At 72.3% G+C, this 24,862-nt stretch carries 25 protein-coding genes and 1 tRNA gene; 9 read left to right on the forward strand and 17 right to left on the reverse strand.

Annotation, left to right across the window (positions count from 1 at the left end):
• Positions 1–76: 76 nt before the first annotated feature.
• From AB0937_RS17860 to AB0937_RS17885, 6 genes are all read left to right on the forward strand, one after another.
• The gene (locus AB0937_RS17860) at positions 77–1,141 is read left to right on the forward strand and encodes an energy-coupling factor ABC transporter permease (protein WP_366712732.1); all 1,065 of its coding nucleotides are present in this window, start codon (positions 77–79) and stop codon (positions 1,139–1,141) included.
• Between the two features lies 1 nt (position 1,142).
• Positions 1,143–1,904, forward strand: a complete 762-nt coding sequence (gene cbiQ / locus AB0937_RS17865) for a cobalt ECF transporter T component CbiQ (RefSeq protein WP_366712734.1) — start codon at positions 1,143–1,145, stop codon at positions 1,902–1,904.
• Positions 1,892–2,659: an ABC transporter ATP-binding protein gene (locus tag AB0937_RS17870; RefSeq protein ID WP_366712735.1), complete on the forward strand. Its 768-nt coding sequence runs from the start codon at positions 1,892–1,894 to the stop codon at positions 2,657–2,659. The genes cbiQ and AB0937_RS17870 overlap by 13 nt, the downstream gene beginning before the upstream one ends.
• A gap of 10 nt (positions 2,660–2,669) precedes the next feature.
• Positions 2,670–3,131, forward strand: coding sequence for a MarR family transcriptional regulator (locus AB0937_RS17875; RefSeq protein WP_366712736.1), 462 nt, complete (start codon positions 2,670–2,672; stop codon positions 3,129–3,131).
• A 102-nt stretch (positions 3,132–3,233) separates the two neighbouring features.
• Positions 3,234–3,680 (forward strand): organic hydroperoxide resistance protein, encoded by a 447-nt coding sequence (locus AB0937_RS17880; RefSeq protein WP_366712737.1) that lies wholly within the window; start codon positions 3,234–3,236, stop codon positions 3,678–3,680.
• A gap of 208 nt (positions 3,681–3,888) precedes the next feature.
• Positions 3,889–5,064, forward strand: a complete 1,176-nt coding sequence (locus AB0937_RS17885; protein ID WP_366712739.1) for a serine hydrolase domain-containing protein — start codon at positions 3,889–3,891, stop codon at positions 5,062–5,064.
• A gap of 40 nt (positions 5,065–5,104) precedes the next feature.
• Here the strand turns inward: AB0937_RS17885 and AB0937_RS17890 are convergent, their stop codons facing one another.
• From AB0937_RS17890 to AB0937_RS17910, 5 genes are all read right to left on the reverse strand, one after another.
• The gene (locus AB0937_RS17890) at positions 5,105–5,380 is read right to left on the reverse strand and encodes a DUF1876 domain-containing protein (protein WP_184847261.1); all 276 of its coding nucleotides are present in this window, start codon (positions 5,378–5,380) and stop codon (positions 5,105–5,107) included.
• 72 nt (positions 5,381–5,452) lie between these two features.
• Positions 5,453–6,298, reverse strand: coding sequence for a DMT family transporter (locus tag AB0937_RS17895; RefSeq protein ID WP_366712740.1), 846 nt, complete (start codon positions 6,296–6,298; stop codon positions 5,453–5,455).
• Positions 6,295–6,810: a YbaK/EbsC family protein gene (locus AB0937_RS17900; RefSeq protein ID WP_366712741.1), complete on the reverse strand. Its 516-nt coding sequence runs from the start codon at positions 6,808–6,810 to the stop codon at positions 6,295–6,297. Before AB0937_RS17900 ends, AB0937_RS17895 begins: the two co-directional genes overlap by 4 nt.
• A gap of 197 nt (positions 6,811–7,007) precedes the next feature.
• Positions 7,008–9,215, reverse strand: coding sequence for an MMPL family transporter (locus AB0937_RS17905; RefSeq protein WP_366712742.1), 2,208 nt, complete (start codon positions 9,213–9,215; stop codon positions 7,008–7,010).
• Positions 9,216–9,312: 97 nt separating this feature from the next.
• Positions 9,313–9,912 (reverse strand): TetR/AcrR family transcriptional regulator, encoded by a 600-nt coding sequence (locus tag AB0937_RS17910; RefSeq protein WP_366712743.1) that lies wholly within the window; start codon positions 9,910–9,912, stop codon positions 9,313–9,315.
• A gap of 155 nt (positions 9,913–10,067) precedes the next feature.
• On the opposite strand from AB0937_RS17910, the gene AB0937_RS17915 reads away from it, so the two are divergent.
• Positions 10,068–13,310, forward strand: coding sequence for a S41 family peptidase (locus tag AB0937_RS17915; protein WP_366712745.1), 3,243 nt, complete (start codon positions 10,068–10,070; stop codon positions 13,308–13,310).
• Between the two features lie 68 nt (positions 13,311–13,378).
• Here AB0937_RS17915 and AB0937_RS17920 read toward each other — a convergent pair whose 3' ends face one another.
• The 4 genes from AB0937_RS17920 to AB0937_RS17935 all read right to left on the reverse strand — a co-directional run bounded on the left by AB0937_RS17920 (position 13,379) and on the right by AB0937_RS17935 (position 16,998).
• Positions 13,379–13,597 carry a hypothetical protein gene (locus tag AB0937_RS17920; protein ID WP_366712747.1) on the reverse strand — a complete coding sequence of 73 codons (219 nt, stop codon included), beginning with the start codon at positions 13,595–13,597 and terminating at the stop codon, positions 13,379–13,381.
• Between the two features lie 76 nt (positions 13,598–13,673).
• Positions 13,674–14,558 (reverse strand): SDR family oxidoreductase, encoded by an 885-nt coding sequence (locus AB0937_RS17925; RefSeq protein WP_366712748.1) that lies wholly within the window; start codon positions 14,556–14,558, stop codon positions 13,674–13,676.
• A complete protein-coding gene (locus AB0937_RS17930; protein WP_366712750.1) occupies positions 14,555–15,478 on the reverse strand; it encodes an alpha/beta hydrolase in 924 nt (307 codons plus the stop codon). The genes AB0937_RS17925 and AB0937_RS17930 overlap by 4 nt, the downstream gene beginning before the upstream one ends.
• Positions 15,475–16,998: an NAD(P)/FAD-dependent oxidoreductase gene (locus AB0937_RS17935; RefSeq protein WP_366712751.1), complete on the reverse strand. Its 1,524-nt coding sequence runs from the start codon at positions 16,996–16,998 to the stop codon at positions 15,475–15,477. Before AB0937_RS17935 ends, AB0937_RS17930 begins: the two co-directional genes overlap by 4 nt.
• Positions 16,999–17,128: 130 nt before the next feature.
• Between AB0937_RS17935 and AB0937_RS17940 the strand changes: the two genes are divergently transcribed.
• Positions 17,129–17,770 carry a MerR family transcriptional regulator gene (locus AB0937_RS17940; protein ID WP_366712752.1) on the forward strand — a complete coding sequence of 214 codons (642 nt, stop codon included), beginning with the start codon at positions 17,129–17,131 and terminating at the stop codon, positions 17,768–17,770.
• Here the strand turns inward: AB0937_RS17940 and AB0937_RS17945 are convergent.
• Positions 17,767–18,570 (reverse strand): exodeoxyribonuclease III, encoded by an 804-nt coding sequence (locus AB0937_RS17945; RefSeq protein WP_366712754.1) that lies wholly within the window; start codon positions 18,568–18,570, stop codon positions 17,767–17,769. The two genes, AB0937_RS17940 and AB0937_RS17945, sit on opposite strands and share 4 nt — an antisense overlap.
• Positions 18,571–18,697: 127 nt before the next feature.
• Between AB0937_RS17945 and AB0937_RS17950 the strand changes: the two genes are divergently transcribed.
• Entirely contained in the window at positions 18,698–19,186 is a 489-nt protein-coding gene (locus tag AB0937_RS17950; RefSeq protein WP_366712756.1) for a GNAT family N-acetyltransferase, read from the forward strand.
• 129 nt (positions 19,187–19,315) lie between these two features.
• On the opposite strand, the gene AB0937_RS17955 is transcribed toward AB0937_RS17950, so the two are convergent.
• The 7 genes from AB0937_RS17955 to galU all read right to left on the reverse strand — a co-directional run bounded on the left by AB0937_RS17955 (position 19,316) and on the right by galU (position 24,840).
• Positions 19,316–19,389 (reverse strand) — tRNA-Ala (locus AB0937_RS17955).
• Positions 19,390–19,472: 83 nt separating this feature from the next.
• Positions 19,473–20,690, reverse strand: a complete 1,218-nt coding sequence (gene glpR / locus AB0937_RS17960; RefSeq protein WP_366712758.1) for a gephyrin-like molybdotransferase receptor GlpR — start codon at positions 20,688–20,690, stop codon at positions 19,473–19,475.
• A gap of 172 nt (positions 20,691–20,862) precedes the next feature.
• Positions 20,863–21,483, reverse strand: coding sequence for a GNAT family protein (locus tag AB0937_RS17965; RefSeq protein WP_366712844.1), 621 nt, complete (start codon positions 21,481–21,483; stop codon positions 20,863–20,865).
• 23 nt (positions 21,484–21,506) lie between these two features.
• Positions 21,507–22,007: a MogA/MoaB family molybdenum cofactor biosynthesis protein gene (locus AB0937_RS17970; protein ID WP_366712760.1), complete on the reverse strand. Its 501-nt coding sequence runs from the start codon at positions 22,005–22,007 to the stop codon at positions 21,507–21,509.
• Entirely contained in the window at positions 22,004–22,513 is a 510-nt protein-coding gene (gene moaC, locus AB0937_RS17975; RefSeq protein WP_366712762.1) for a cyclic pyranopterin monophosphate synthase MoaC, read from the reverse strand. The genes AB0937_RS17970 and moaC overlap by 4 nt, the downstream gene beginning before the upstream one ends.
• A gap of 82 nt (positions 22,514–22,595) precedes the next feature.
• Positions 22,596–23,936 carry a gephyrin-like molybdotransferase Glp gene (glp, locus tag AB0937_RS17980; RefSeq protein ID WP_366712763.1) on the reverse strand — a complete coding sequence of 447 codons (1,341 nt, stop codon included), beginning with the start codon at positions 23,934–23,936 and terminating at the stop codon, positions 22,596–22,598.
• A gap of 4 nt (positions 23,937–23,940) precedes the next feature.
• Positions 23,941–24,840, reverse strand: coding sequence for a UTP--glucose-1-phosphate uridylyltransferase GalU (gene galU / locus AB0937_RS17985; RefSeq protein ID WP_366712766.1), 900 nt, complete (start codon positions 24,838–24,840; stop codon positions 23,941–23,943).
• Positions 24,841–24,862 lie beyond the last annotated feature (22 nt).

Below are 24,862 nucleotides of genomic sequence, written 5' to 3' on the forward strand. Positions count from 1 at the left end.
GCGCATATATCACGCGTGAGATAAAACGAGCTTCACGCTCTTGCAAACCATTCGCATCAAGCCACATCATCGAACGGTGCATGTACCTGACGGATTCATCAACGCGCCCACCTCCGCCGCCACCGGCGTGATCGCCGCGGGCGCCGTCGCCGTGAGCCTGCGCGGCGCGCGCCGCGAACTCGACGAGCGCACGGCGCCGCTGGCCGGACTCGTCGCGGCGTTCATCTTCGCCGTGCAGATGCTGAACTTCCCCGTCGCCGCGGGCACCAGCGGCCATCTGCTCGGCGGGGCGCTGGCGGCGATACTCGTGGGCCCCTGCACCGGGGTCCTGTGCGTCTCCGTCGTCCTGCTGATGCAGGGCATCCTGTTCGCGGACGGCGGTCTGACCGCGCTGGGCGTCAACATCACCAACATGGCGATCGTCACGACGGTCGTCGCCTACGCCCTCTTCCGGGGCCTGGTGAAGGTGCTGCCGCGCACCCGCCGGTCGGTCACCGTGGCGTCCTTCGTCGCCGCCCTGGTCTCCGTCCCGGCCGCCGCACTGGCCTTCACCCTGATGTACGCGATCGGCGGCACCACCGACGTCTCCATCGGCAAGGTCGCCACCGCCATGGTCGGCGTGCACGTCCTCATCGGCATCGGTGAGGCCGTGATCACCGCGCTGACCGTCGGCGCGGTCATCGCCGTGCGCCCCGATCTGGTGTACGGGGCGCGCGGTCTGACGCAGAGGCTCAAGCTGCGGGTGAACGGCGAACTGGTCGACGTGCCCGACGCGCGGCCCGAGCCCACTCCCGTGGCCGCCCGGACCTCGCACCGCAAGGTGTGGGCGGCGGGCCTGGTCACCTCCCTCGTGCTGGCCGGCTTCGTCAGCTTCTACGCCTCGGCCGACCCGGACGGCCTGGAGAAGGTCGCCACCGACCACGGCATCGACAAGAAGGCCGAGGAGCACGCGGTCGCCGACTCCCCGCTCGCCGACTACGGCGTCAAGGACGTCGACGACGCCCGCCTGTCCGGGGGGCTCGCGGGCGTCATCGGCGTGGGCGTCACGGTCGTCGCGGGCACCGGCGTGTTCTGGGCCGTGCGCCGCCGCCGTACGGACGACGCCTCCCCGTCGGACACGACCAGCATGACGAGCGTCTGACATGGGAGCCGGGCACGCGCACAAGCTGTACCGGCACGGGCACTCGCCCGTGCACGGCCTGCCGCCGCACACCAAGCTCGCGGCCGTGTTCGCCTTCGTGGTGGTCGTGGTGTCGACGCCGCGTGAGGCGATGTGGGCGTTCGCGCTGTACGCCGTGCTGCTGGGGGCCGTCGCGTACGCCGCGCGCGTGCCCGCCGGCTTCCTGCTCAGGCGGCTGCTGATCGAGGTGCCGTTCGTCGCGTTCGCGGTGCTCATGCCGTTCGTGGCGGAGGGCGAGCGGGTCGAGGTCCTCGGCCTGTCCCTCAGCGTGAACGGCCTGTGGGGCGCCTGGAACGTGCTCGCCAAGGGCACGCTCGGCGTGGCGGCCTCGGTGCTGCTGGCCGCCACGACCGAGCTGCGCGAACTGCTGCTCGGTCTGCAGCGCCTGAAGCTCCCGCCGCTCCTCGTGCAGATCGCGTCCTTCATGATCCGCTACGGCGACGTCATCACCGACGAGATGCGGCGGATGCGGATCGCCCGGGAGTCACGCGGCTTCGAGGCGAAGGGCGTGCAGCACTGGGGCGTGCTCGCCAAGTCGGCGGGCGCGCTGTTCATCCGCTCCTACGAGCGCGGCGAGCGCGTGCACCTGGCCATGGTCAGCCGCGGGTACGCCGGCTCGATGCCCGTCATCGACGAGGTGACCGCGTCCCGGGCGCAGTGGTCGTACGCCCTCGCCCTCCCCTGCGCCGCGCTGCTCGTCTGTCTGCTGGGATGGACCTTGTGACTGCTTCTCTCGAGGTCTCGGGCCTCGCTTTCGCCTACCCCGACGGACACCAGGCCCTCTTCGGCGTCGACTTCTCGGTCGCGCGCGGCGAGCGGGTCGCGCTGCTCGGGCCGAACGGCGCCGGCAAGACGACCCTGGTGCTGCACCTCAACGGCATCCTGACCGGCGGCGCCGGCACGGTGACGGTGGCCGGGCTGCCCGTGGACAAGCGGAACATGGCCGAGGTCCGGCGCCGGGTCGGCATCGTCTTCCAGGACCCGGACGACCAGCTCTTCATGCCGACGGTCCGCGAGGACGTGGCGTTCGGGCCGGCGGCGGCCGGGCTGAAGGGGCCCGAGCTGGAGGAGCGCGTGGACCGGGCGCTGGAGCGGGTCGGCATGGCGGAGTTCAAGGACCGCCCGCCGCACCACCTGTCCTTCGGGCAGCGCCGCCGGGTGGCCGTGGCGACCGTGCTGGCGATGGAGCCGGAGATCCTCGTCCTGGACGAGCCGTCGTCCAACCTCGACCCGGCCTCCCGTCGCGAACTGGCGGACATCCTGCGCTCCCTGGACGTGACCGTGCTGATGGTCACGCACGACCTCCCGTACGCCCTGGAGCTGTGCCCGCGTTCCCTGGTCCTCAGCGACGGGGTGATCGCGGCCGACGGGCCGACGGGCGAGCTCCTCTCGGACGAGGAGCTGATGCGGGCCCACCGTCTGGAGCTGCCCTTCGGTTTCGATCCGCGTTCCGTTCCGGCGGCCGGGGCCCGTCCGTGACAATGGGCGCGTGACGAACGAGGAGAGCGACGGATCGCTGCTGCTGGACGAGCAGCTGTGCTTCGCGCTGTACGCCGCGCAGCGCGCGGTGACGGCGGCCTACCGCCCGCTCCTCGACGAGCTGGGCCTCACCTACCCCCAGTACCTGGTCCTGCTGGTCCTCTGGGAGCGCGGCGAGACCACGGTCAAGGACCTGGCCGCGGCCCTGCGCCTGGACTACGGCACGGTCTCGCCGCTGCTGAAGCGGCTGGAGGCGGCCGGTCTGGTCCGGCGTGAGCGGTCCGCGCGGGACGAGCGGTCGGTGCTCGTGGCCGTGACCGGGCGCGGGGAGGAACTCCGGGAGCGGGCGGCGCGGGTGCCCGGCGCACTGCTCACGGCGACGGGCGTCGACGGAACGGAGGCCGGGCGGCTGCGTGCGGAGCTGTGGCGGCTTGCCGAGCGGGCGGAATCGGCGGCGGCCCGGGCCCGCTGAGGGTTACCCCCGGTTGCCACCCCCTGGTCATGACAGGCCGGTTACCGGCCAGTACCTTGTGCACGATGTATTTGTGCACACTTGGTTCCGGGGGAGGACAGCATGACCGACGGCCCCGACGTCGACACCCGCCCGACGAAGATCATGTACGTGGCGGAGGCCACCGCCCACGGTGGCCGTGAGGGCTATGTGACCAGCCAGGACGGTCAGCTCGAGCTCAAGGTCGCGATGCCCCCGCAGCTCGGCGGCGACGGCGACGGCACCAACCCGGAACAGCTCTTCGCCGCCGGCTACAGCGCCTGTTTCCACAACGCCCTGATCCTCGTCGGCAACCGCGAGGGCTACGACCTGACCGGTTCCACGGTCGCCGCGAAGGTCGGCATCGGCCCGAACCGGCAGCGCGGCTACGGTCTCGCGGTCGCCCTCAGCGTCTCGCTGCCGGTCGTCGACGCGGAGCTGGCGACCCGGCTGGTGGACGCGGCCCACGAGGTGTGCCCCTACTCGAACGCGACCCGCGGGAACATCGACGTGACCATCCTGCTTGGCTAGTGCCGCGGCGGGCAACGTTTGCCCGTGAAGGAGCGGCGTCCGGTGCGTGCTCTCGGCGTGCCGGCCGGAAGCCCTCGTACGGGGCGTGCTCGTGCTTTCGGCCGGTGCGGCGAGAGGGCGTGCCGGGCGTCGCGACGGGGCGAACGTTGCCTGCCGCGGCGCTAGAGGGGAACACCACCTGCACAGCGGCGAGACGAGGAGTACGGGCGTGGACGTGCACGGCACAGTGGCCGAGGGCTTCGAGCCGGTGAGGGACGCGTTCGTACGGAACTTCGAGACGCTCGGGGACCGGGGCGCGGCGGTCGCCGTCTACCGGGACGGGCAGAAGGTCGTCGACCTGTGGGGCGGCACCAAGGACGTCGACGGCACGGCTCCCTGGGAGCGCGGCACCGCCCAGGTCGTGCGCTCGGCGACGAAGGGTGTCGCCGCGGCCGTCCTCCTGCTGCTGCACCAGCGCGGGCAGCTGGACCTGGACGCGCCGGTGGGGCACTACTGGCCGGAGTTCAAGGCGCGGGGCAAGGAACGGGTGCTGGTCCGGCACGTGCTGAACCACCGCGCCGGGCTGCCGGTGCTCGACCGGCCGCTCACCCCGCAGGAGGCGCTCGACCCGCTGCGGGGCCCGGAGGCGGTCGCCGCGCAGGCCCCGGCCTGGGAGCCCGGCACCGACCACGGTTACCACGCGCTCACCTACGGCTGGCTGGTCGACGAACTGGTGCGGCGGGTGACCGGCCAGGACACCGGCCAGTGGCTGGCGTCGCAGGTCACCGGCCCGCTGGGGCTGGACCTGTGGCTCGGCCTGCCGGAGTCTCAGGCCGACCGGGCCGGTCGCGTGGGCCGCGTCGAGGGGGCCGAGCCGACCGGGGGTCTGCGGGCCCGCCCGAAGCGCTCGGTCACCGAGGCCTACGAGGATCCCGCCTCCCTGACGCGCCGGGCGTTCGCCGCGATCTCCCCGTTCCCTGACCAGAACGACCCCGCCTACCGGGCCGCCGCCCTCCCCGCGACGAACGCCACGGCGACGGCGGACGGACTGGCCCGCTTCTACGCGACGCTGATCGGCGACACGGCCGGCGCCGGGCGCCTCTTCCCACGCCTGTTCGCACCGGAGACGGTGGAACGGGCCCGGGCCGAGGAGTCGGCGGGCCCGGACCGGGTCCTGGTGGTCGGCACCCGCTTCGGCCTCGGCTACATGCTGCACGGCAGCGCCTCGCCGCTCCTCACCCCGGGTTCCTTCGGCCACCCCGGCCGCGGGGGCGCCCTCGGGTTCGCCGACCCGGAGACCGGGATCGCCTTCGGCTACGTCACCAACGGCTTCCGCAAGACGGTGACGGCGGACCCGCGGGCGCAGGGGCTGGTGCGGGCGGTGCGGGGAGTGCTGAACCTCTAGGGCCTGGACGCCGGGAGCCTGCGGACCTCTCCGGCGGCCGCTAGACGTGGATGGGGTGGGAGGTCCGCCCGGAGGCCTGGTCGATCTCCTCGTGGGCCTTGGTCAGCAGCTGCATGGCGAGTTCGTTCAGCGCCCGCGCGCCGGCGATCTCCTCCCCGACCCGGGGCTGATTGGCGTCGGTCCGGTGCCGGCTCGCGTGGCCGTGCGCCCGTACCTCGCTGCCGTCGGGCAGGCGGACCATCGCAGCCGCGCGCGTGTGCTGGTCGTCCTCCGTGAACTCCATCTCGACGTGCCACCCCACGGTGGTGTGCATCATGACGATCACCTCCGGAACGCTTAGTTCCAGGGTGCTCCTCCCACCGGCCGCACGCACCCGCCTGGCGGGCCCCTATCCGGTGTGCAGCATCAGTCCGATCCCGACGACCAGCAGGCCCGCCGCCGCGATCCTCGGCGCCCCGAACTGCTCCTTGAAGAACACCGCCCCGATCGCCGCGCCCACGATGATCGACGACTCGCGCAGCGCCGCGATGGGCGCCAGCTCGGCCCTGGTCTGGGCCCACAGGACGAGCGCGTAGGCGGCGACGGACAGCGCGGCGCCGATCAGCCCGATCCCGGCGAAGGGCCGCAGGAGCGCGACGGTCTCCCCACGCCGGCGCCAGACGACGTACGCGGGGATGACCACCCCCTGCACCGCCATCAGCCAGGCGATGTACCCGAGGGAGGACCCGGAGGCGCGCACGCCCAGTCCGTCGACGACGGTGTAGACCGCGATGGTCAGCCCGGTCGCCAGGGCCGCTCCGATCGCCGCCCAGTCGGGCCGCCGCCCGCGCAGCCCCCACAGGGCGACGCCGGTGAGCCCCGCACAGGACACGGCGATCCCGGCCGCGGCCCACCCGTCGGGCACCTCGTGTGCGAAGAGGGCGGCGAGCAGGGTCACGACCAGTGGCGCGGTGCCCCGGGCGATGGGGTAGGCCTGCCCGAAGTCGCCCAGCCGGAAGGACGTCATCAGCAGGGCGTAGTAGGCGATGTGGACGGCGGCGGAGCCGAGCAGGTAGGGCCACGCCCCGGCCGCCGGGAACGCCACGAAGGGCGCGAGGGCCAGCCCGATGACCAGGCCGCCGCCCGAGATCAGCGCGAACCCGGCGGTCTTGTCGGTGATCTTGTGGGCGATGGCGTTCCAGCTGGCGTGGGTGACGGCGGCGAGCAGGACGGCGGCGGTGACCAGGGGGGTCACGAGGTGCGCTCGCGCACGTCCACCAGGGTGGCGTCGGCGTGGGCGACGAGGTCCCCGGGGGCCAGCGGGAACACGGTGTACGGCGTGCCGGCGGCGGCCCAGACGATGTCGTGCTCCAGCAGGGAGCGGTCGGCGAGAACCCGGGTCCGGGTCTTGTGCCCGAAGGGCGGCACGCCGCCGATGGCGTACCCGGTGGTCTCCCGCACGACGTCCACCTTGGCCCGGGTGACCTTGTCGGCGCCGAGCTCCTTGCGGACGAGTTCGAGGTCGACCCGGGAGGCCCCGTCCATGAGCACCAGAACGGGCACCCCGTCCGCGGCGAAGATCAGCGACTTGCAGATCTGGCTCAGCTCGCACCCGACGGCGGCCGCGGCCTCGGCGGCGGTACGGGTGGCATCGGGAAAGCGGCGGACCTGCGGTACGAGGTGTCCGAGCCCGAGCTCGCGCAGGGCCTCGGCGAATCGGGGGTGGGCTCCGGAGCCCTCGGCGTCAGTGGCGGCTGTCGTCGTCATGAGGGCACCGTAACGGTGCGTGTATCAGCCACGCGAATGGGTTCCGGCCAGGCCCGGAGACGGGAAGGCCGGGAGACGGGGAGGCCCGGAGACGGGGAGGCGGGGAGGCCGGGTGGCGGGAACGCGGAGAGACGGGAAGGCCGGTGAGGGTCCCCGTCCCCACGGAGCCCTCACCGGCCGGTTCTCGCGGCGCCCTGTCAGGCGCGGACCAGTTCCCTGTTCTCGTCGTCGCGGTCGGTGCGGGTGCGCAGCCCCTCGCCCTCCACGTCGACGTTGGGCAGCGCGCGGTCGAGCCACTTCGGGAGCCACCAGGCCTTGCGGCCGAGGAGGGCCAGGACGGCCGGGACGATGGCCATGCGGACGATGAACGCGTCGAAGAACACCGCGATCGCGAGGCCGAAGCCGATCATCTTGACCATCGACTCGGACGAGCCGATGAAGCCCGCGAACACGGCCATCATGATGACCGCGGCGGCGGTGACGACCCGCGCGCCGTGCCGGAACCCGGTGACGACGGCCTGGGCCGGCTTCTCACCGTGGACGTGGGCCTCCCGCATCCGGGTCACGAGGAACACCTCGTAGTCCATCGCCAGGCCGAAGACCACACCGACCATGAAGATCGGCATCATCGACATGACCGGCCCGGTCTGCTCGACCCCCATGAGGTCCGACAGCCAGCCCCACTGGAAGACCGCGACGACCGCGCCGAGGGCCGCCATCACCGACAGCAGGAAGCCGAGGGCCGCCTTCAGCGGGACCAGGATCGAGCGGAAGACCACGATCAGCAGCAGGAAGGCCAGGCCGACGACCAGCACCAGGTACGGCACCAGCGCGTCGTTGAGCTTCTCGCTGACGTCGATGTTCATCGCGGTGCTGCCGGTGACCAGGACGTTCGCGTCGGTGTCCGCCTTGATGTCCGCGCCCGCGTCCCGGATGCCGTGCACCAGGTTCTCCGTCGTGACGGAGGACGGCTTGGAGCCGGGGACGACGGTGATGGTGGCGGTGTCGCCGGCCTTGTTGGGCTGCGCCGGCGTGACCGTGACGACGTCCTTCAGGCCCTTGATCTCGTCGCCGGTCTCGGCGAAGACGGCCTTCGGGTCGTCGCTGTCCTTCGCGTCGACGACGACCATCAGCGGGCCGTTGAAGCCGGGACCGAAGCCCTCGGACAGCAGGTCGTAGGCGCGGCGCTGGGTGGTGGAGGTGGGCTGGGAACCGTCGTCGGGCAGGCCCAGTTCGAGGGAGGTCGCCGGGACGGCCGCCGCACCGAGGCCGATGACACCGAGCAGCAGGACCGCGACGGGGCGGCGGACGACGAAGCTCGCCCAGCGCGTGCCCAGGTTCGGCTTCTGCGGCCTGGCGGGCCTCTTCGCACGGCCGAGGAGCTTGCCCTTCTCCCCCATCGGCTTCACCTTGCGGCCCGCGTATCCGAGCAGGGCGGGGATCATCGTCAGGGCGATCAGCACCGCGATGGCCACGGTGCCCGCCGCGGCGACGCCCATCTTCGTCAGCATCGGGATGTTGACCACGGACAGGCCGACCAGCGCGATCACCACGGTCAGACCGGCGAAGACCACCGCGGAGCCCGCCGTGCCGACGGCCCGGCCGGCCGCCTCCTCGCGCTCGCGGCCCTCGGCCAGCTCGGCGCGATAGCGGGAGACGATGAACAGCGCGTAGTCGATGCCGACGGCCAGGCCGATCATCGTCGCGAGGGTGGAAGTGGTGGTGCCCAGGTCCAGCGCACTGGCCAGACCGGTGATCGCGGAGACTCCGATGCCGACGCCGATGAGCGCCGTCAGCAGGGGCAGCCCGGCCGCGACCAGCGAGCCGAAGGTGATGACGAGGACCACCGCGGCGACCGCGATGCCGATGACCTCGCTGGAGCCGGTGTGCGGGACGGCCTGGAGCGCGTCACCGCCGATCTCGACGGTCAGCCCGGCCTTGCGCGCGTCCTGCGCGCTGTCCTCCAGGGCGTCCTTAGCGGCGTCGTCCAGCTCCATGCCGGAGACCTTGTACGACACCTGCGCGTAGGCGATCGTGCCGTCCTTGCTCACGGCCTTCGCCCGGTACGGGTCGGTGACGCGGACGACCTCGGAGCCGTCGGACAGCTCCTTCACGGTGTCCTGGACCGTCGCCTTGTTGCCGGGGTCGGTCATCTTCTCGCCGTCGGGCGCCTTGAAGACGACGCGTGCGGTGGCACCGTCGGCGCTGGTGCCGGGGAAGCGCTGCTCCAGCAGGTCGAAGGCCTTCTGGGCCTCGGTGCCGGGGATGGAGAACGAGCTGTTGCCCGCGGCGGGGGCGCTGGCCGCGCCGACGCCGGCGAGGGTCAGCAGCGCGACCCATATCAGGGCGACGAAGTGCCGCCGCCGGAACGAGAGCCGGCCGATTTTGTACAGGAAAGTGGCCACGAGGGCGTACTCCCGGTCAGTCGTGGGGTCTTCAGGGCAGGGGTGATCAGCCCGACGACGTGAGCGGAGACGTCAGGTGGGGGCTAGCCGAGGGGGATTACTCGGTGGGCACGCCGAGGGCGGGGAGGACCACGGCGTCGATGTACGAGATGAGGAACCGCTGTGTCGGAGGCCGGTCGTCGATCAGCGTGCGGGTCGCGAACGCCCCGATGAGCATGTGGACGACGTAGTCCAGCGCGGGGCAGTCGGCACGGACCTCGCCTCGGTCGACGGCCCGCTGCACCACCCGGTGGAACTCCGCCATCTCCGGCTCCACGAGGAGTTCCTTGAACGCCTGGAGGAGGTCCGGGTTGGCGTGCACCGCCATGAACAGGCCCCGCATCAGCGCGGCGTTCTGCTGCATGGTGCAGTCGTCCTCACGGGTGGTGAGGGCGTGCAGGTCGCCCCGCAGGGACCCGGTGTCGATGTCGGCGATGTTGCCCGGCTTGTTGTGCCGGATCGCCTTCGCCACCAGCTCCGGCTTGCCGCCCCACTGGCGGTAGAGCGTGGCCTTGCTGGACCGGGTGCGGGCGGCCACGGCGTCCATGGTGAGGGCGTCGTAGCCGACTTCGCGGAGCAGGTCGAGCACGGCCGCATAGAGCTCGGCCTCACGCTCGGGGGTGATCCGGCTGCGACGCGCGGCGGCGACCTCGGTCATCCCTCTCACCACCCTGCTTCCGAACGACACGGTTTCGTACGTCACGAAGGTAGCGCACCCTCCAAGAAAACGAAACCGTTTCGTACGTGTCGCGGGTCACTGCCGGACATTCGTCCTGAGTTGCCCGGGTACGTCCCCCGGCAAAGCATGAGGACGTGACCTATCTGCGTCTGCCGCACCTCCATGACGACCTGCTGTGCTTCGTGGCCGAGGACGACCTCTGGCTCGCTCCGCTCGACGCCCCCGGCCGGGCCTGGCGGCTCACCGTCGACCGCACCAAGCTGGGCCACCCCCGCTTCTCGCCCGACGGCCGTCACCTCGCGTACACGAGCTGGCGCAGCCTGGTGCCCGAGGTCCACGTCGTCCCGGTGGACGGCGGCCCGGGCCGCCAGGTGAGCCACTGGGGCAGCGCCGACACCCGGGTCTGCGGCTGGACCCCGGACGGCGAGATCCTGGCCGTGGCCTCGCACGGCGAGCCGTTCTCCTACTTCACCTGGGCCTACAAGGTCTCCCCGGGCGGCGGCCCGGGCCGCAAACTGCCCTGGGGGCCCGTCTCCGACATCCAGGTCGCCGACATCGACGGAGAGCGCAGGTCCCTCCTGCTCACCGGCACCCCGCCGCACGAACCCGCCTCCTGGAAGCGCTACCGCGGCGGCGCCACGGGCCGGCTCTGGCTGCACGGCGAACGGCTGCTGGAGGGCCTGCGCGGCCATCTGCACTCCCCCATGTTCGTCGGCGGCCGCATCGCGTTCCTCTCCGACCACGAGGGCGTCGCCAACCTATACTCCTGCGCCTACGACGGCTCCGGGCTGCGCCGGCACACCGACCACGACGCCTTCTACGCCCGGCACGCCGCCAGCGACGGCACCCGGGTGGTGTACCAGTGCGCGGGCGACCTGTGGATCGTCGACGACCTGTCCCCGGACTCCGAGCCGCGCCGGCTGGACGTACGGCTGAGCGGGCCGCAGGCGGGGCGGCGCCCCTACCAGGTGGCGGCGTCCCGGCACGTCGACGGGCTCTCCGTCGACGAGACCGGGCGGGCCAGTGCCGTCGTCGTGCGCGGCAGCCTGTACTGGCTGACCCACCGGGACGGCCCGGCCCGCACCCTCACCGACACCCCCGGCGTCCGGGTGCGGCTGCCGGAGATGCTCGGCGGCAGCGGACGGGTGGCCTACGTGACCGACGCCGAGGGCGAGGACGCGATCGAGATCGCCTCACTGCCCCGGGCGAGCGGCGAACGGGCGCCCCGGCGCCTGGCCCCGGGCGGGCTGGGCCGCGTGCACGAGCTGGTCTCGGACCCGGCGGGCGAGCGGCTCGCGGTCGCCTCGCACGACGGCCGGCTGCTCCTGGTCGACGTCACGGAGGACTCCGGCGGCGGGGTCACCGAGCTGATCCGGTCGATCAACGGACCCGTGCGCGATCTCGCGTTCTCGCCGGACGGTGCGTGGCTCACCTGGTCCCACCCGGGCATCGGGCGGACGCTGCGGCAGATCAAGATGGCCCGGCTCGCCGACCGGCTGGTCGTCGACGTCACGGGCGGCCGCTTCGAGGACGAGAACCCGGTCTTCACGCGCGACGGCCGCTACCTCGCCTTCCTGTCCTGGCGGGGCTTCGACCCCGTCTACGACGTGCACACCGGAGACCTGTCCTTCCCGCTGGGCTGCCGCCCCTACCTCGTGCCGCTGTCCTCCGCGACGCCCTCCCCGTTCGCGGTGAACCCGGAGGGCCGCCCGGCCGCCGGGGGCCTGGACCCGGTCGAGGACGACGGCAACGGGGACAGCGGGGCCGTGACCGTCGAGGCCGAGGGGCTGGAGAGCCGTGTCACGCCGTTCCCGGTGGCCGCGTCCAAGTACTCGGCGCTGCGCCCGGTCGCGGGCGGCGGACTGGTGTGGCTGCGCTGGCCGATCTCGGGCGCCCTCGGCGAGACGTTCGCCAACCCGGACGACACCAGCGGCCGGCCGACCCTGGAGCACTTCGGCATCACCAAGGCCCGGAAAACCGAACTCGCCCAGCACCTGGACTGGTTCGCGGTCAGCGGCGACGGCAGCCGACTGGTGATCGTCGACGAGGGCGAGCTGCGGGCGGTCCCGGCCGACGAGCAGGGCGACAGCGACTCCACCGTGTGGATCGACGCACGCCGCATCCTGCACACGGTCGACCCGGCGGCGGAGTGGCGGCAGGCCTACGAGGAGGCCGGGCGGCTCATCCGGGCCTACTTCTGGGAACCGGGCATGTGCGGCATCGACTGGGACGGGGTGCTGGACCAGTACCGACCGCTGGTCGAACGGGTCGCCTCCCCCGACGAGTTCGCCGACCTGCTGCGCGAGGTCCTCGGCGAACTCGGCACCTCCCACGCCTACGTCACCGCCGCCCGGCGCAACGAGGGGCCGCCCCACTACCAGCGCAGGCAGGGCCTGCTGGGCGCCAACTTCGTGCGCAGGGACGGCGGCTGGACGGTCAAGCGGATCCTGCTCGGCGACTCCTCCGACTCCAAGGCCCGCTCCCCGCTGGCCGGTACGGGCATCCGCGAGGGCGCGGTCCTCACCCACGTCGACGGCCGCCCGGTGGACCCGGACGCGGGTCCTCATCCGCTGCTGGCCGGCGCGGGCGGTACGACGGTGGAACTGACCTTCACACCGCCCGGGGACGCGACGGGGGGCGGGGGCCCGGCCCGGCGGGTCGCCGTCGTCCCGCTGGTCGACGAGCGCCCGCTGCGCTACCAGGACTGGGTCGCCAAACGCCGTGCCGTCGTCCGCGAGTTGAGCGGCGGGCGCTGCGGTTACCTGCACATCCCGGACATGGGCGGTTCGGGCTGGGCGCAGTTCAACCGCGATCTGCGCATGGAGGTGTCCCGCCCGGCGCTGATCGTGGACGTGCGCGGCAACGCGGGAGGCCACATCAGCGAACTCGTCGTCGAGACGCTGAGCCGGACGATCCTCGGCTGGGACCTGACCCGGGACGCCCAGCCGGTGTCGTACGCCTCGAACGCGCCGCGGGGCCCGGTCGTGGCCCTGGCGGACGAGGCGACCTCCTCCGACGGCGACATGATCACCGCCGCGTTCAAGCTGCTGAAGCTGGGCCCGGTCGTGGGGCAGCGCACCTGGGGCGGTGTGGTCGGCATGACCGGCCGCCACGAACTGGGCGACGGCACGGTGATCACGGTGCCGATGAACGCGGCCTGGTTCGACGCCTACGGCTGGTCGGTGGAGAACAAGGGCGTCGACCCGGACCTCGACGTCCTGCGCACCCCGCTGGACTGGGCCGAGGGACGGCACGCCCAGCTGACCGACGCGGTGGAGCTGGCGCTCGGGCTGCTGGAGACCAACCCGCCGGCGACACCGCCGACCTACAGCGACGTACCGGACCGCTCCCGTCCGAAGCTGCCGCCCAGGGCGTGAACGCCCGTGCGGCACAAGGGGAAAGAGGCGCCCCGCTCGGGGGCGCCCCTGTCCTTCAGCGCGCAACGTCAGGCGTCGAAGTCCTGGTCGAAGCGGTCCTCCTGCTCGCGCTCACGGTCGCGGTGCGGCTCCGTGCGCTCACGGTCGCGCTGCGGCTGCGAGGGGTCCATGTCCTCGTCGCGCCGGCGCCCGCGGTCCTGCACCCGCTCGCGAGCCTGGTCCGCCTTCTGGCGAGCCTGGTTCTGCCACTGCTCGGACTTCTCCTGGAACTGGTCCTTCATACCCATGTGGGTTCACTCCCGTTGGGGGTGAGGGGATCTGGCTCGATCAGATTCACACGGGCCGTGACGCTGCGCATGTCGATCACTTACGGAGCGTAGTCCGCTGCTGTTCGTCGGCCGCTCCGCCGGCCCCGACCAGCCCCGTGCGCATGCCGGTCAGCCGGTCAGCGAACCGCCGCATCTCGCGCTGGCCCACCGTCCCGATGACCGCGGGCAGACAGCCCCGCACCCCCTGCATCCCGCGCAGCCACCACTGCCCGTACACATGGCTCGACCGGCGTTCGATCCCCTCCACGAGCCGGTCCACGGCCGGCCCCAGCGGATACGTCTTGTTGGACGGCCAGGGCAGCCGCTGCCTCAACTCCCGCATGACGTCGTCCTGGTCGGCCCCGCGCACCATGTCCGTGTCGGTCCACGACAGGTATCCGACGCCCACCTTCACGCCCCGGTGCCCGACTTCGGCCCGCAGGCTGTGCGCGTACGCCTCCACGCCCGACTTGGACGCGCAGTACGCGGTCATCATCGGCGCCGGGGTGATCGCGGCGAGGGACGCGATCTGCAGCAGATAACCCCGGCTGCGCAGCAGCGACGGCAGGAACGCCCGGCCGGTCACCGCCGAGCCGATCAGGTTGACCTCGATCACCCGCCGCCAGGACTCCGGGTCGGAATCGACGAAGGGCCCGCCGGTTGCGACACCGGCGTTGGCGACGACGATGTCGACCCGGCCGAAGCGCTCCTCGACCTCACCGGCCACGCGGACCATCGCCTCGTGGTCGGTGACGTCGGCGTGCCAGTGGTCACTGTCGCTGTGCAGCCGCGCGGAGACCTGCTTGAGCGCGTCCGGCTCCAGGCCGACCAGCGCCACCTTCACCCCGCGCGCGGAGAGCTTGCGGGCCAGCAACTCCCCTACGCCGCGCGCCGCCCCGGTCACCACGGCGACCTTGCCCTCGAGGCTCACCCTGCTCATGCGCTCTCCTCGGATACGACCTGGATGTGTGTGTGGACGAGTTCCCTGATGGTGCCGCTGACCAGGTCGGGCGCCTCGACGGGCGTCATGTGGCCGATGCCGGGCAGCTCGACGATCCCGGTGCACTGCGGCAGCGCGGCGGCCAGGGCACGGGCCTGCACCGGCGGTGTCAGCCGGTCCGCCGTACCGACGATCACGGCCGTGGGCACGTCCAGCTCCCGCACGCCGTGGTCGAGGTCCAGCAGGTCCAGCACCTGCGACCAGGCGTGGCGGACCTTGCGGGGGCAGGCGTGCACGATCCTGGCGCACGCCTCGATCATGTGCGGGGCCGAACCGGGGCCCATCGTGCCGTACTTGAGGATCCGGCGGGCCGGCGGCGTGACCGGCCCGAGCGGGGCACGGGAGCCGAGGATCCGCCGGGTCAGCCAGGTGCGCAACCGCCCGGCCCGCATCGGTACGACGGTGGAGGCCGCGACCAGCTGCGAACTGCCCGTGCTGCACAGCAGGACGGCGGCCGCGTGCGCCCGGAAGGCGGCCCTCGTGGAGGCCGCCATCACCGTCATGCCGCCCATGGAGTGCCCCGCGATCACTGCCTGTTCGCCGGGCGCGAGGGTGGCCGTGAGGACGGCTTCCAGGTCGTCGGCGAGCGCGTCGGCACTGCACGCCGGGCTCGCGGGGCTGCGCCCGTGGCCGCGCTGGTCGTAGGCGATGACCCGGTGGTCGGCCGCCAGGTCGCGGATCTGCGCCGCCCAGAAGGCGGTGGAACAGGTCCAGCCGTGGGCGAGGACGACGGCGGGCGCGCCCGGCGGCCCGTGGACCGCGACGTGCAGGCGGGCGCCGTCGGCGGAGACGGCGGTCAGTTCGCGCGCCGGGGCGGGCGGGGCGTACGGGCCGGAGTCGACGTGCAGGAGGCGGCTCACGCGTCCACCTCCGCCTTCTCCGCCGCGGCTGCCTTCTTCGCCGCCGGCGCCCGCAGCACGTCGTACTCACCGAGGTCCACCCGCCGGGTCGCCCGCCGGAACTCCCCGGTGGTGCCCGGCCAGATGGTGGTGTTGCGGCCGCTCGCGTCGAGGTACCAGCTGGTGCAGCCACCGGTGTTCCACACGGTGCGCTTCATGCGCTCCTGCACCTTCTGGTTCCAGGTGCGCACGGCGTCCGGGCGGGCGTCCAGGGCGACCCGGCCCCCGAGGACGTCGAGCTGACGGACGTAGTCGGCGAGATAGTTCAGCTGGGACTCGATCATCAGGATCATCGAGGAGTTCCCGAGGCCGGTGTTGGGTCCGATGATCGTCATCCAGTTGGGGAAGCCGGCCGCGGAGGCGCCGCGCAGGGCCTCCATGCCGCCCTTCCACGCCTCGGCGAGGGTCCGCCCGTCGGCGCCCACCACCCGCTCGGCGATGGGCATGTCGGTGACGTGGAAGCCGGTGCCGAAGACGATCGCGTCCACCTCGGCCTCACTGCCGTCGGCGGCGACGAGGGTCGAGCCGCGGACCTCGGTCAGCCCGCTCGCGACAACGTCCACATTCGGCTGGGCGAGCGCCGGGTAGTAGTCACTGGACAGCAGGATCCGCTTGCAGCCGATGCGGTAGTCCGGGGTGAGCTTCGCCCGCAGGGCCGGGTCCTTGATGGCGCGGGCCATGTTGCGCCGGGCCAGGTCCTCGACGAACCCGAGCTGCTTGGGGTGCTTGGTGAACGCCTGGACCTGCAACTCGCGGATGCCCCACAGCAGTCCGCGCCTGAGCTGCGAGGTGAAGGGCAGCTGCCGGTGCAGCCACCGCTCGGCGCCGCTGATGTTCCGGTCGACGCGGGGCATCACCCAGGGCGGGGTGCGCTGGAACAGGGTGAGCCGCGAGACGTCGGGCTGGATCGCCGGCACGATCTGCGCGGCCGAGGCGCCGGTGCCCACCATCGCCACGCGCTTGCCGCGCAGGTCGTAGTCGTGGTCCCAGCGGGCCGAGTGGAACACCTTGCCCGGGAAGGACTCCAGCCCGGGGATGTCGGGCACCTTCGGGTCGGACAGCGGGCCCGTGGCCGACACGACCAGGTCCGCCGACAGGTTCCCGCTGCTGGTCTCGATGTCCCAGCACAGCCGCTCGCCGTTCCAGGTCATCCGCTTCACCTCCGAGTCGAAGCGGAGGTGCGGCCGCAGCCGGAACACGTCCGTCACGTGCTCCAGATAGGCGCGGATGTGCTCCTGCCCCGAGAAGGTGCGCGGCCAGTCGGGGTGGGGGGCGAAGGAGAAGGAGTAGAGGTGCGACGGCACGTCGCACCGGCATCCCGGGTAGCTGTTGTCCCGCCAGGTACCGCCGACGCTGCCCGCCCGCTCCAGGACGACGAAGTCGGTGACACCCTCACGGCGCAGCCGCACGGCCGCCCCCAGCCCGCCGAAACCGGACCCGACCACCGCGACCCGCACATGCTCGTGTTCACGCTCGCCCACGCCGACACCTCCACACACCACGAGAACCGTGCCAGTGAACACTGGCGCAATGGGAGCGTAGGGCAGTGGCGTACTGATGGGTAGGGGGCGGGACAAGGAAGTTACCCGCAGTACGCCTTAAGGTGCCCAGGTGGCCGAGAAGCGTGAATACCGCATGGAAGAGCTGGCCCGCCTCGCCGGGATCACGGTGCGCACCCTGCGCTTCTACCGCGAGCGCAAACTGATCCCACCGCCCCGCCGCGAGGGCCGCATCGCCTGGTACGACGACCACCACCTGGCCCGGCTGCGCACGATCACCGCCCTGCTGGAACGCGGCCACACCCTCAACGGCATCGCGGAACTGGCCGAGGCGTTCGACCACGGCCGGGACGTCGGCGACCTGCTCGGCGTCGGCGGCCCCACCGAGGAGGAGCCGGTCCACCTCACACCCGAGGAACTCGCCGACCACTTCGCGGGCGAGGCCACGCCGGAGAACCTCGCCGCCGCCATGGAACTCGGCTACCTCGGCACCGACGGCGAGGAGATCGTCCACATCAGCCGCCGCCTGCTCGACGTCTCGTCGGCCCTCGTCCACGAGGGCATCCCCCTCGCGGAGGTCCTCCAGGCGGCCGCCCAGGTCCGCACCCACGCCGACGCCCTGGCAGACCTCTTCACCGACCTGGTCACCCGCCACGCCACCCCCGAGGACCTCCCCCGCCTGCGCCCCCTGGCCCGAAGCGTGGTGGAGGCGGAACTGTCGCTGGCACTGGACCGGAGGATGCGAAGGCCCTAGCGGTCGTAGACGACGGTCACGGGCGCGTGGTCGGACCACCGCTCGGCGTGCGTGGCGGCCCGCTCCACGAATGCCTTCACCGCGCGCTCGGCGAGCCCCGGGGTGGCCCCGTGGTAGTCGATCCGCCATCCCGTGTCGTTGTCGAAGGCCCGCCCCCGGTACGACCACCACGAGTACGGCCCCTCGGTGTCCGGGTGCAGGGCGCGGACGACGTCGACGTACCCGCCGTCGGCCGCGTCGAAGACCCGTCCCAGCCACTCCCGCTCCTCGGGCAGGAAGCCGGAGCTCTTCTGGTTGCCGCGCCAGTTCTTCAGGTCGGCCCGCTGGTGGGCGATGTTCCAGTCGCCGCAGACCAGCACCTCGCGGCCCTCGGCGGCGGCACGCTCGCGCAGCCCCTTCAGATAGGCGAGGAACTCGCCCATGAAGCGTTCCTTCTCGTCCTGCCGCTCGGTGCCGACCTCGCCGGAGGGCAGGTAGAGGGACGCGACGGTGACTCCGGGCAGGTCGATCTCCACGTACCGCCCGCTGCCGTCGAACTCTTCCGATCCGAACCCGATCCGCACCCGGTCGGGCTCGCGGCGGCTGTACAGGGACACCCCGGCCCGTCCCTTGGCGGCGGCCGGCGCGTGCACCACGTGCCACCCCTCGGGCGCGCGGACGTGCTCCGGCAGCTGCTCCGGCTCGGCCCGCACCTCCTGGAGGCACAGCACGTCGGCTTCCGTCCCCGCGAGCCACTCCACGAAGCCCTTCTTCGCGGCGGCGCGCAGCCCGTTCACATTCACAGAGGTCACTGTCAGCAAAACACTCTCCTCGACATCACAGGCGACCCCATCGGCAGGACCCGTTGTCGGAGGTCACAGTGAGCACCCCGGCACGATACCGGCACGCTGGACGAGGTCCAGTTCCGGATCGAATACGGTAGCGGCCATGCACATACGCCGGGTCTCCTTCGACCACCCCGACGCCGTGAAGCTGAACGACCAGGTCCAGGCCGAGTACGCGGTCCGCTACGGCGACGACGGCGATGCCACGCCCATGGCCGCCGCGGACTTCGAGCCGCCGAACGGCGTCTACCTGATCGCGTACGACGAGCACGGCACCCCCGTCGCCTCCGGCGGCTGGCGCGCCCAGGACTCCAACGGCGCGGGCAACCTCGACGGCGACGCCGAGCTCAAGCGCATGTACGTGGTCGACGGCATGCGCGGCCGTGGCCTGGCCCGCCGCATCCTGGCCGCCCTGGAGGAGGACGCCCGCTCGGCCGGCCGCGTCCGCATGGTCCTGGAGACCGGCACCAAACAGCCGGAGGCCATCGCCCTGTACACGTCCAGCGGCTACGAGCCGTGCGCCAAGTTCGGCTACTACCGCTGCCACGAGGCGAGCCGCTGCTTCGCCAAGGACCTGCGCCCGGCCGGCTGACGGGCACTCAGCGACGGCTCCGGTTGTGGCCCGTGTCACGCGGCGCGGGCCGCACGCCCGTCGCCCATCGCCCGGGGCCTGAACATACGTCAGAGCCCGGTCGGTTTCCCGACCGGGCTCTGAGCTGCGTGGACCTGAGGGGATTTGAACCCCTGGCCCCCTCGATGCGAACGAGGTGCGCTACCGGACTGCGCCACAGGCCCTTGCAACGAGTGAAACTCTAGCACCCCGATCGGCCTGCTTGGAAATCCGTTCCCCAGGGGCGGTCACCTGCGGCTTCGCGGCGCTACTCGTTGGCCGCCCGGGGGCGCCCGCCGTCCTCGTACTGGTCGAAAAGCGGGGTGCGGCCGCGCTCCCGGGCCCGCCGGGCGGAGGCGGCCCGGCGGGCGTCGGTGCGCCCGTCGTCCTCGCCGCCGCCGGCGTCCTGGGCGGGCGGGTGCGGCTCCTCCGGGCGGTCGGCGCCGGAGTCGCTCTCCGCGTCCGGGGTCACGGTGCTCGACCTCGCCGAGCTCCAGGTGTCGGGGGCGCCGAGGTCCACGTCGCTGGTGGCCCGCGGGGCGACCGGGGCCGTCACGTACGTCGGCAGCGGCACCGGCACCGGATCCCAGCTGTCGCCGCCCTGCCCGGGCCGCCGCTGGCGCTCGCGCTGCTGGTCGACCCACTCCGCGTGGTCGGTCTGCTCGACGAGGGCGCGCCGGTCCGCCGCGAGGGCCGACAGGCCGGGGTCGGCCACCGGCTCGGGCCCCTCCTCCGGCTCGGCGCCCTCCTCCTCGGCCAGGACACGCCGACGGGGCTGGCGCTGCCGCTCGCGCAGGCGCTGGGCCGCCGCCTCGGCCATGCGGCGGTCCATCTGGTAGGCGAAGCGGCGGCGCTCCTGGGAGCGCAGATAGGCGATGTAGACGCTGAGCATGATCGCGGGCACACCGGGGGCCCACAGGAACGCGAGCCCTCCGACGGCGGCGACGATCGCGCCGAGGGTGAAGGCGAGGAACAGCATGGTGGTGGTGCGCCGGCGGCGCGCGAGCACCTTCGAACGCCGGGCTCGCGCCGCAGCCGCCTGGTTCGCCTGCGCCGAGGCGCTCCGGCGGTCGGCGGGAACCCGCTCCCGGGGGCGCCCGGAGCGCGCCGCGTCGGGTGCGGGCGCCTGCGGGGCCTGCGATTCGAAGGTCGCCGGGCGGGCCGGCTGCCCCGGGGCGGGTGACGGTACGGGTACCTGGGTCTGCGGACGGGTCTTGGACACGGCGAAGGCCCGGACGTCCACCGAGTCGGTGACGGCATCCGGGTCGTCGGCGTCCTGCTCCCCCTCGTCGGTGGAGCGCGCCCGCAGGTCCTTGGCGTACCGGCGCTCCATTCCCGCCCGTCCGGACAGCAGCCGGATGGCGGTGCTGAAGCGTTCCGTCGGACGGGCCTCGTTCAGCTCGTCCTGCCTACGGAGCCACATCGGCACCAAGTAGGCGGCCCAGGCCCCGACAATGACTGCGTAGATGAGGCCGCTGCTGCTCACGTCTCACACCGTAGAGGGGTTTGTGTGAGGCCATCTGCCAATTGAGCCGGTGTGTCGCACGATCTGGCTGATATTTCGAACTTTTTTTGCGACCGATGCGATCAGCAGACCACCCGGGCCGGGAATTCATTGCCCCGAGACGGTCACCGCTCGATCAATTTCGAACATGTATTCAATTTCCGGGGTGCTGCCGCATTCCCGGATTACTCCGCGATCGCGACCGGTGCCAGCGCCTCAGCAGCCCGTCCGGGACTTCCTCGGCCGTGAGGGCGAAGACGAGATGATCGCGCCATGCTCCGTCGATGTGGAGATAGCGCGGCCGCAGCCCCTCCTCGCGGAATCCGAGTTTCTCCACGACCCGGCGGCTGGGCCCGTTCTCCGGGCGAATGCAGACCTCGATGCGGTGCAGCCCGACCGTGCGGAAACAGTGGTCCACGACGAGCGCCACCGACGTCGGCATCACCCCGCGCCCGGCCACCGACTCGTCCACCCAGTACCCGACGTGCCCCGAGCACATCGAGCCCCAGGTGATCCCGGCGACCGTCAACTGCCCGACCAGCCGCCCCTCGTACTCGATGACGAAGGGCAGCATCCGGCCCGCGTTCGCCTCCGCCCTCAGATGGCGGACCATCTGGCGGAAGGTCGGGCGGTGCGTCACCGGCCCGCCCGGCGTGGGCGGCGGGATCGTCGCCTCCCAGGGGCGCAGCCAGTCGCGGTTGCGCCGGTTGACCTCGCGCCAGGCCCGCTGGTCGCGCAGCTTTATCGGCCTGAGGACGATGTCACCGTCCCTCAGCTCCACGGGCCAGGATGGGCTGTTCAGCTCGCACCCCCACTGCCGGGTCTGGGGTGGTCGCCGCCCCGGAGCTGTTCGACGGCGTGGACCAGCAGCGGCTCCAGGACGGCGAGGCCGTCCTTCACCCCGCCGCTGGAGCCGGGCAGATTGACGATCAGCGTGCCGCCCGCCACACCGGCCAGGCCCCGGGAGAGCGCCGCGGTCGGCACCTTCTGGCGGCCGTACGCCCGGATGGCCTCGGCGATGCCCGGCACCTCGTGGCCGATCACACGGCGGGTCGCCTCGGGGGTGCGGTCGGTGGGCGAGATGCCCGTGCCTCCGGTGGTGACGATGACGTCGTAGCCGGCGTCGACACCGGCGCGCAGGGCGGCCTCCACCGGGTCGCCGTCGGGGACGACCTGCGGGCCGTCGACCTCGAAGCCGAAGCCCTTCAGGCCGTCGGAGACCATCGGGCCGCCCTTGTCCTCGTAGATCCCGGCGGCGGCCCGGTTCGAGGCCGTGACGACGAGAGCGCGGTAGGTCATGAGCGGCTCCAGTCGCCCGACTTGCCGCCCGTCTTCTCCTCAACCCGTACGTCCGTGATGACCGCTCCCTTGTCGACCGCCTTGACCATGTCGATCACGGTGAGCGCGGCGACGGAGACCGCGGTGAGGGCCTCCATCTCGACGCCCGTGCGGTCCGTCGTCTTCACGGTGGCCAGGATCTCCACGGCGTCGTCCGCGACCGACAGGTCCAGTTTCACACCGGACACCGACAACGGGTGACACAGCGGGATCAGGTCGGGGGTGCGTTTGGCGCCCATGATCCCGGCGATCCGCGCGGTCGCGAGGGCGTCGCCCTTGGGCACGCCCTCGCCGCGCAGCAGCTCGATCACACGGGGCGAGACGAGGACGCGCCCGCTGGCCCGTGCCGTGCGCGCGGTCACGTCCTTCTCCGACACGTCGACCATGCGAGCGGCGCCCGCCTCGTCGATGTGCGTCAGCCGGTCCGGCGTACGGCCGTCGTGCGGGAATGGGTCCTGCGTGCTCATGCTGTGTGGCGCTCCCGGTCCGGGCCCGTCGCGGTGCGGCGCACGGGCCTGTTGTGCGCGACACGGTACCCCCAACCAGCGGCTATCGGCCGAGCAGGACCACTTCGACCTCGGTGCCGGGCTCGACGGAGACCGTGTCCTCGGGGACGGCGATCAGGGCGTCCGCGTGGGCGAGGGCCGCGACCAGATGGGACCCGGCGCCGCCGACCGGCGTGACCTTGCCGTCGGCGTAGGTACCGCGCAGGAACTGCCGGCGGCCCTTGGGGCTGGTCAGCGGCTTGTCGGCGGACAGCGTCGCCCGGGTCGTCGGACGGTGGACGTCCTCGAGTCCCATGAGGGTGCGGATCGCGGGGCGGACGAACAGCTCGAAGGAGACGTACGACGACACCGGGTTGCCGGGCAGGGCCAGCAGCGGGGTGTGGTCGGGGCCGATGGAGCCGAAGCCCTGGGGCTTGCCGGGCTGCATGGCGAGCTTGCGGAACTCGATGCCGCTGCCCGCCTCGTCCTCGTCCGCGACGTGGGACAGGGCCTCCTTGACCACGTCGTACGCACCGACACTCACGCCGCCGGTGGTGACCATCAGGTCGGCGCGGACCAGTTGGTCCTCGATGGTGGAGCGCAGGGTCTCGGCGTCGTCGGCGACGGCGCCCACGCGGTAGGCGATGGCGCCGGCGTCGCGGGCGGCCGCGGTGAGGGCGAAGCTGTTGGAGTCGTAGATCTGACCGGTGCCCAGTTCGGTGTCGGGCTGGACGAGTTCGCTGCCGGTGGAGAGCACCACCACCCGCGGGCGCGGGCGTACGCGGACCGTGCCGCGGCCGATCGCGGCGAGCAGGGAGATCTGGGGCGGGCCGAGGACGGTGCCGGCCGCCAGGGCGCGGTCGCCGGCCTTCACGTCACTGCCCTTCGCGCGCACGTGCGCGCGGGCCTCGGCCGGGCGGTACACCAGGACGTGCCCGGTGGCACCCTCCGGGGCCAGGCTGCGGGCGCGCATGCCGTGGACCGGGCCCTCGCCGAGGCCGCCGTCGGTCCACTCGACGGGCACGACCGTCTCGGCGCCGGGCGGCAGCGGGGCGCCGGTCATGATGCGGGCGGCCTGGCCGGGGCCCACATGGAGCAGTTCGGCCTGGCCCGCGGCGACGTCCCCGACGACCTCCAGGGCCGCCGGGAACTCCTGGCTCGCGCCCGCGACGTCCGCGACCCGTACCGCGTAGCCGTCCATCGAGCTGTTGTCGAAGGGCGGCAGGGACACCGGCACCGTGATGTCCTCGACGAGGACGCAGCCCTGGGCGTCGAGCAGGTGCAGCTCGATGGGTTCCAGGGGCCGGACGGTGACGAGGATGTCCTCCAGGTGCTCGTCCACCGACCAGAGGTGGTCGGGGCCGATGTGGTCCTGGCCGGTGACGTGGGGCGCGGCGCTGCTCAACGTGCTACATCTCCTCGGCTACGTAACTGCGAAGCCAGGTCCGGAAGTCCGGGCCCAGGTCTTCACGTTCGCATGCGAGTCGGACAATGGCACGCAGGTAGTCCCCGCGGTCGCCGGTGTCATAGCGGCGGCCCTTGAAGACGACGCCGTGCACGGGGCCGCCGATCTTCTCGTCCTCAGCGAGCTGCTGGAGGGCGTCGGTGAGCTGGATCTCGCCGCCGCGGCCCGGCTCGGTCCGGCGCAGTATCTCGAAGACGTGCGGGTCGAGGACGTAGCGGCCGATGATGGCGTAGTTGGACGGGGCGTCGGCCGGGTCGGGCTTCTCGACGAGGCCGCTGATCCGGACGACGTCGCTGTCCTCGGTGGTCTCCACGGCCGCGCAGCCGTAGAGGTGGATCTGCTCCGGGGCGACCTCCATGAGCGCGATGACGCTGCCGCCGCGCTGCTCCTGGACCTCGACCATGCGCTGCAGCAGCGGGTCGCGGGGGTCGATGAGGTCGTCGCCGAGGAGGACCGCGAAGGGCTCGTCGCCCACGTGCGGGGCGGCGCACAGGACGGCGTGACCGAGGCCCTTGGGGTCACCCTGGCGGACATAGTGCATGGTCGCGAGGTCGCTGGACTCCTGCACCTTGGCCAGACGGCCGGCGTCGCCCTTCTTCTGGAGAGCCGACTCCAGCTCGTAGTTGCGGTCGAAGTGGTCCTCGAGGGGGCGCTTGTTGCGGCCCGTCACCATGAGGACGTCGTCGAGACCCGCCGCGACGGCCTCCTCGACCACGTACTGGATCGCGGGCTTGTCGACGACCGGCAGCATTTCCTTGGGAGTGGCTTTGGTGGCCGGCAGAAACCGGGTGCCGAGGCCTGCTGCGGGAATGACAGCCTTGCTGATCCGAGGGTGCTGAGTCATGTGCGCCACCCTATCCGGTGCC

The organism is Streptomyces sp. NPDC047880 (assembly GCF_040706515.1).
In the GTDB taxonomy this organism is placed as follows: Bacteria; Actinomycetota; Actinomycetes; order Streptomycetales; family Streptomycetaceae; genus Streptomyces.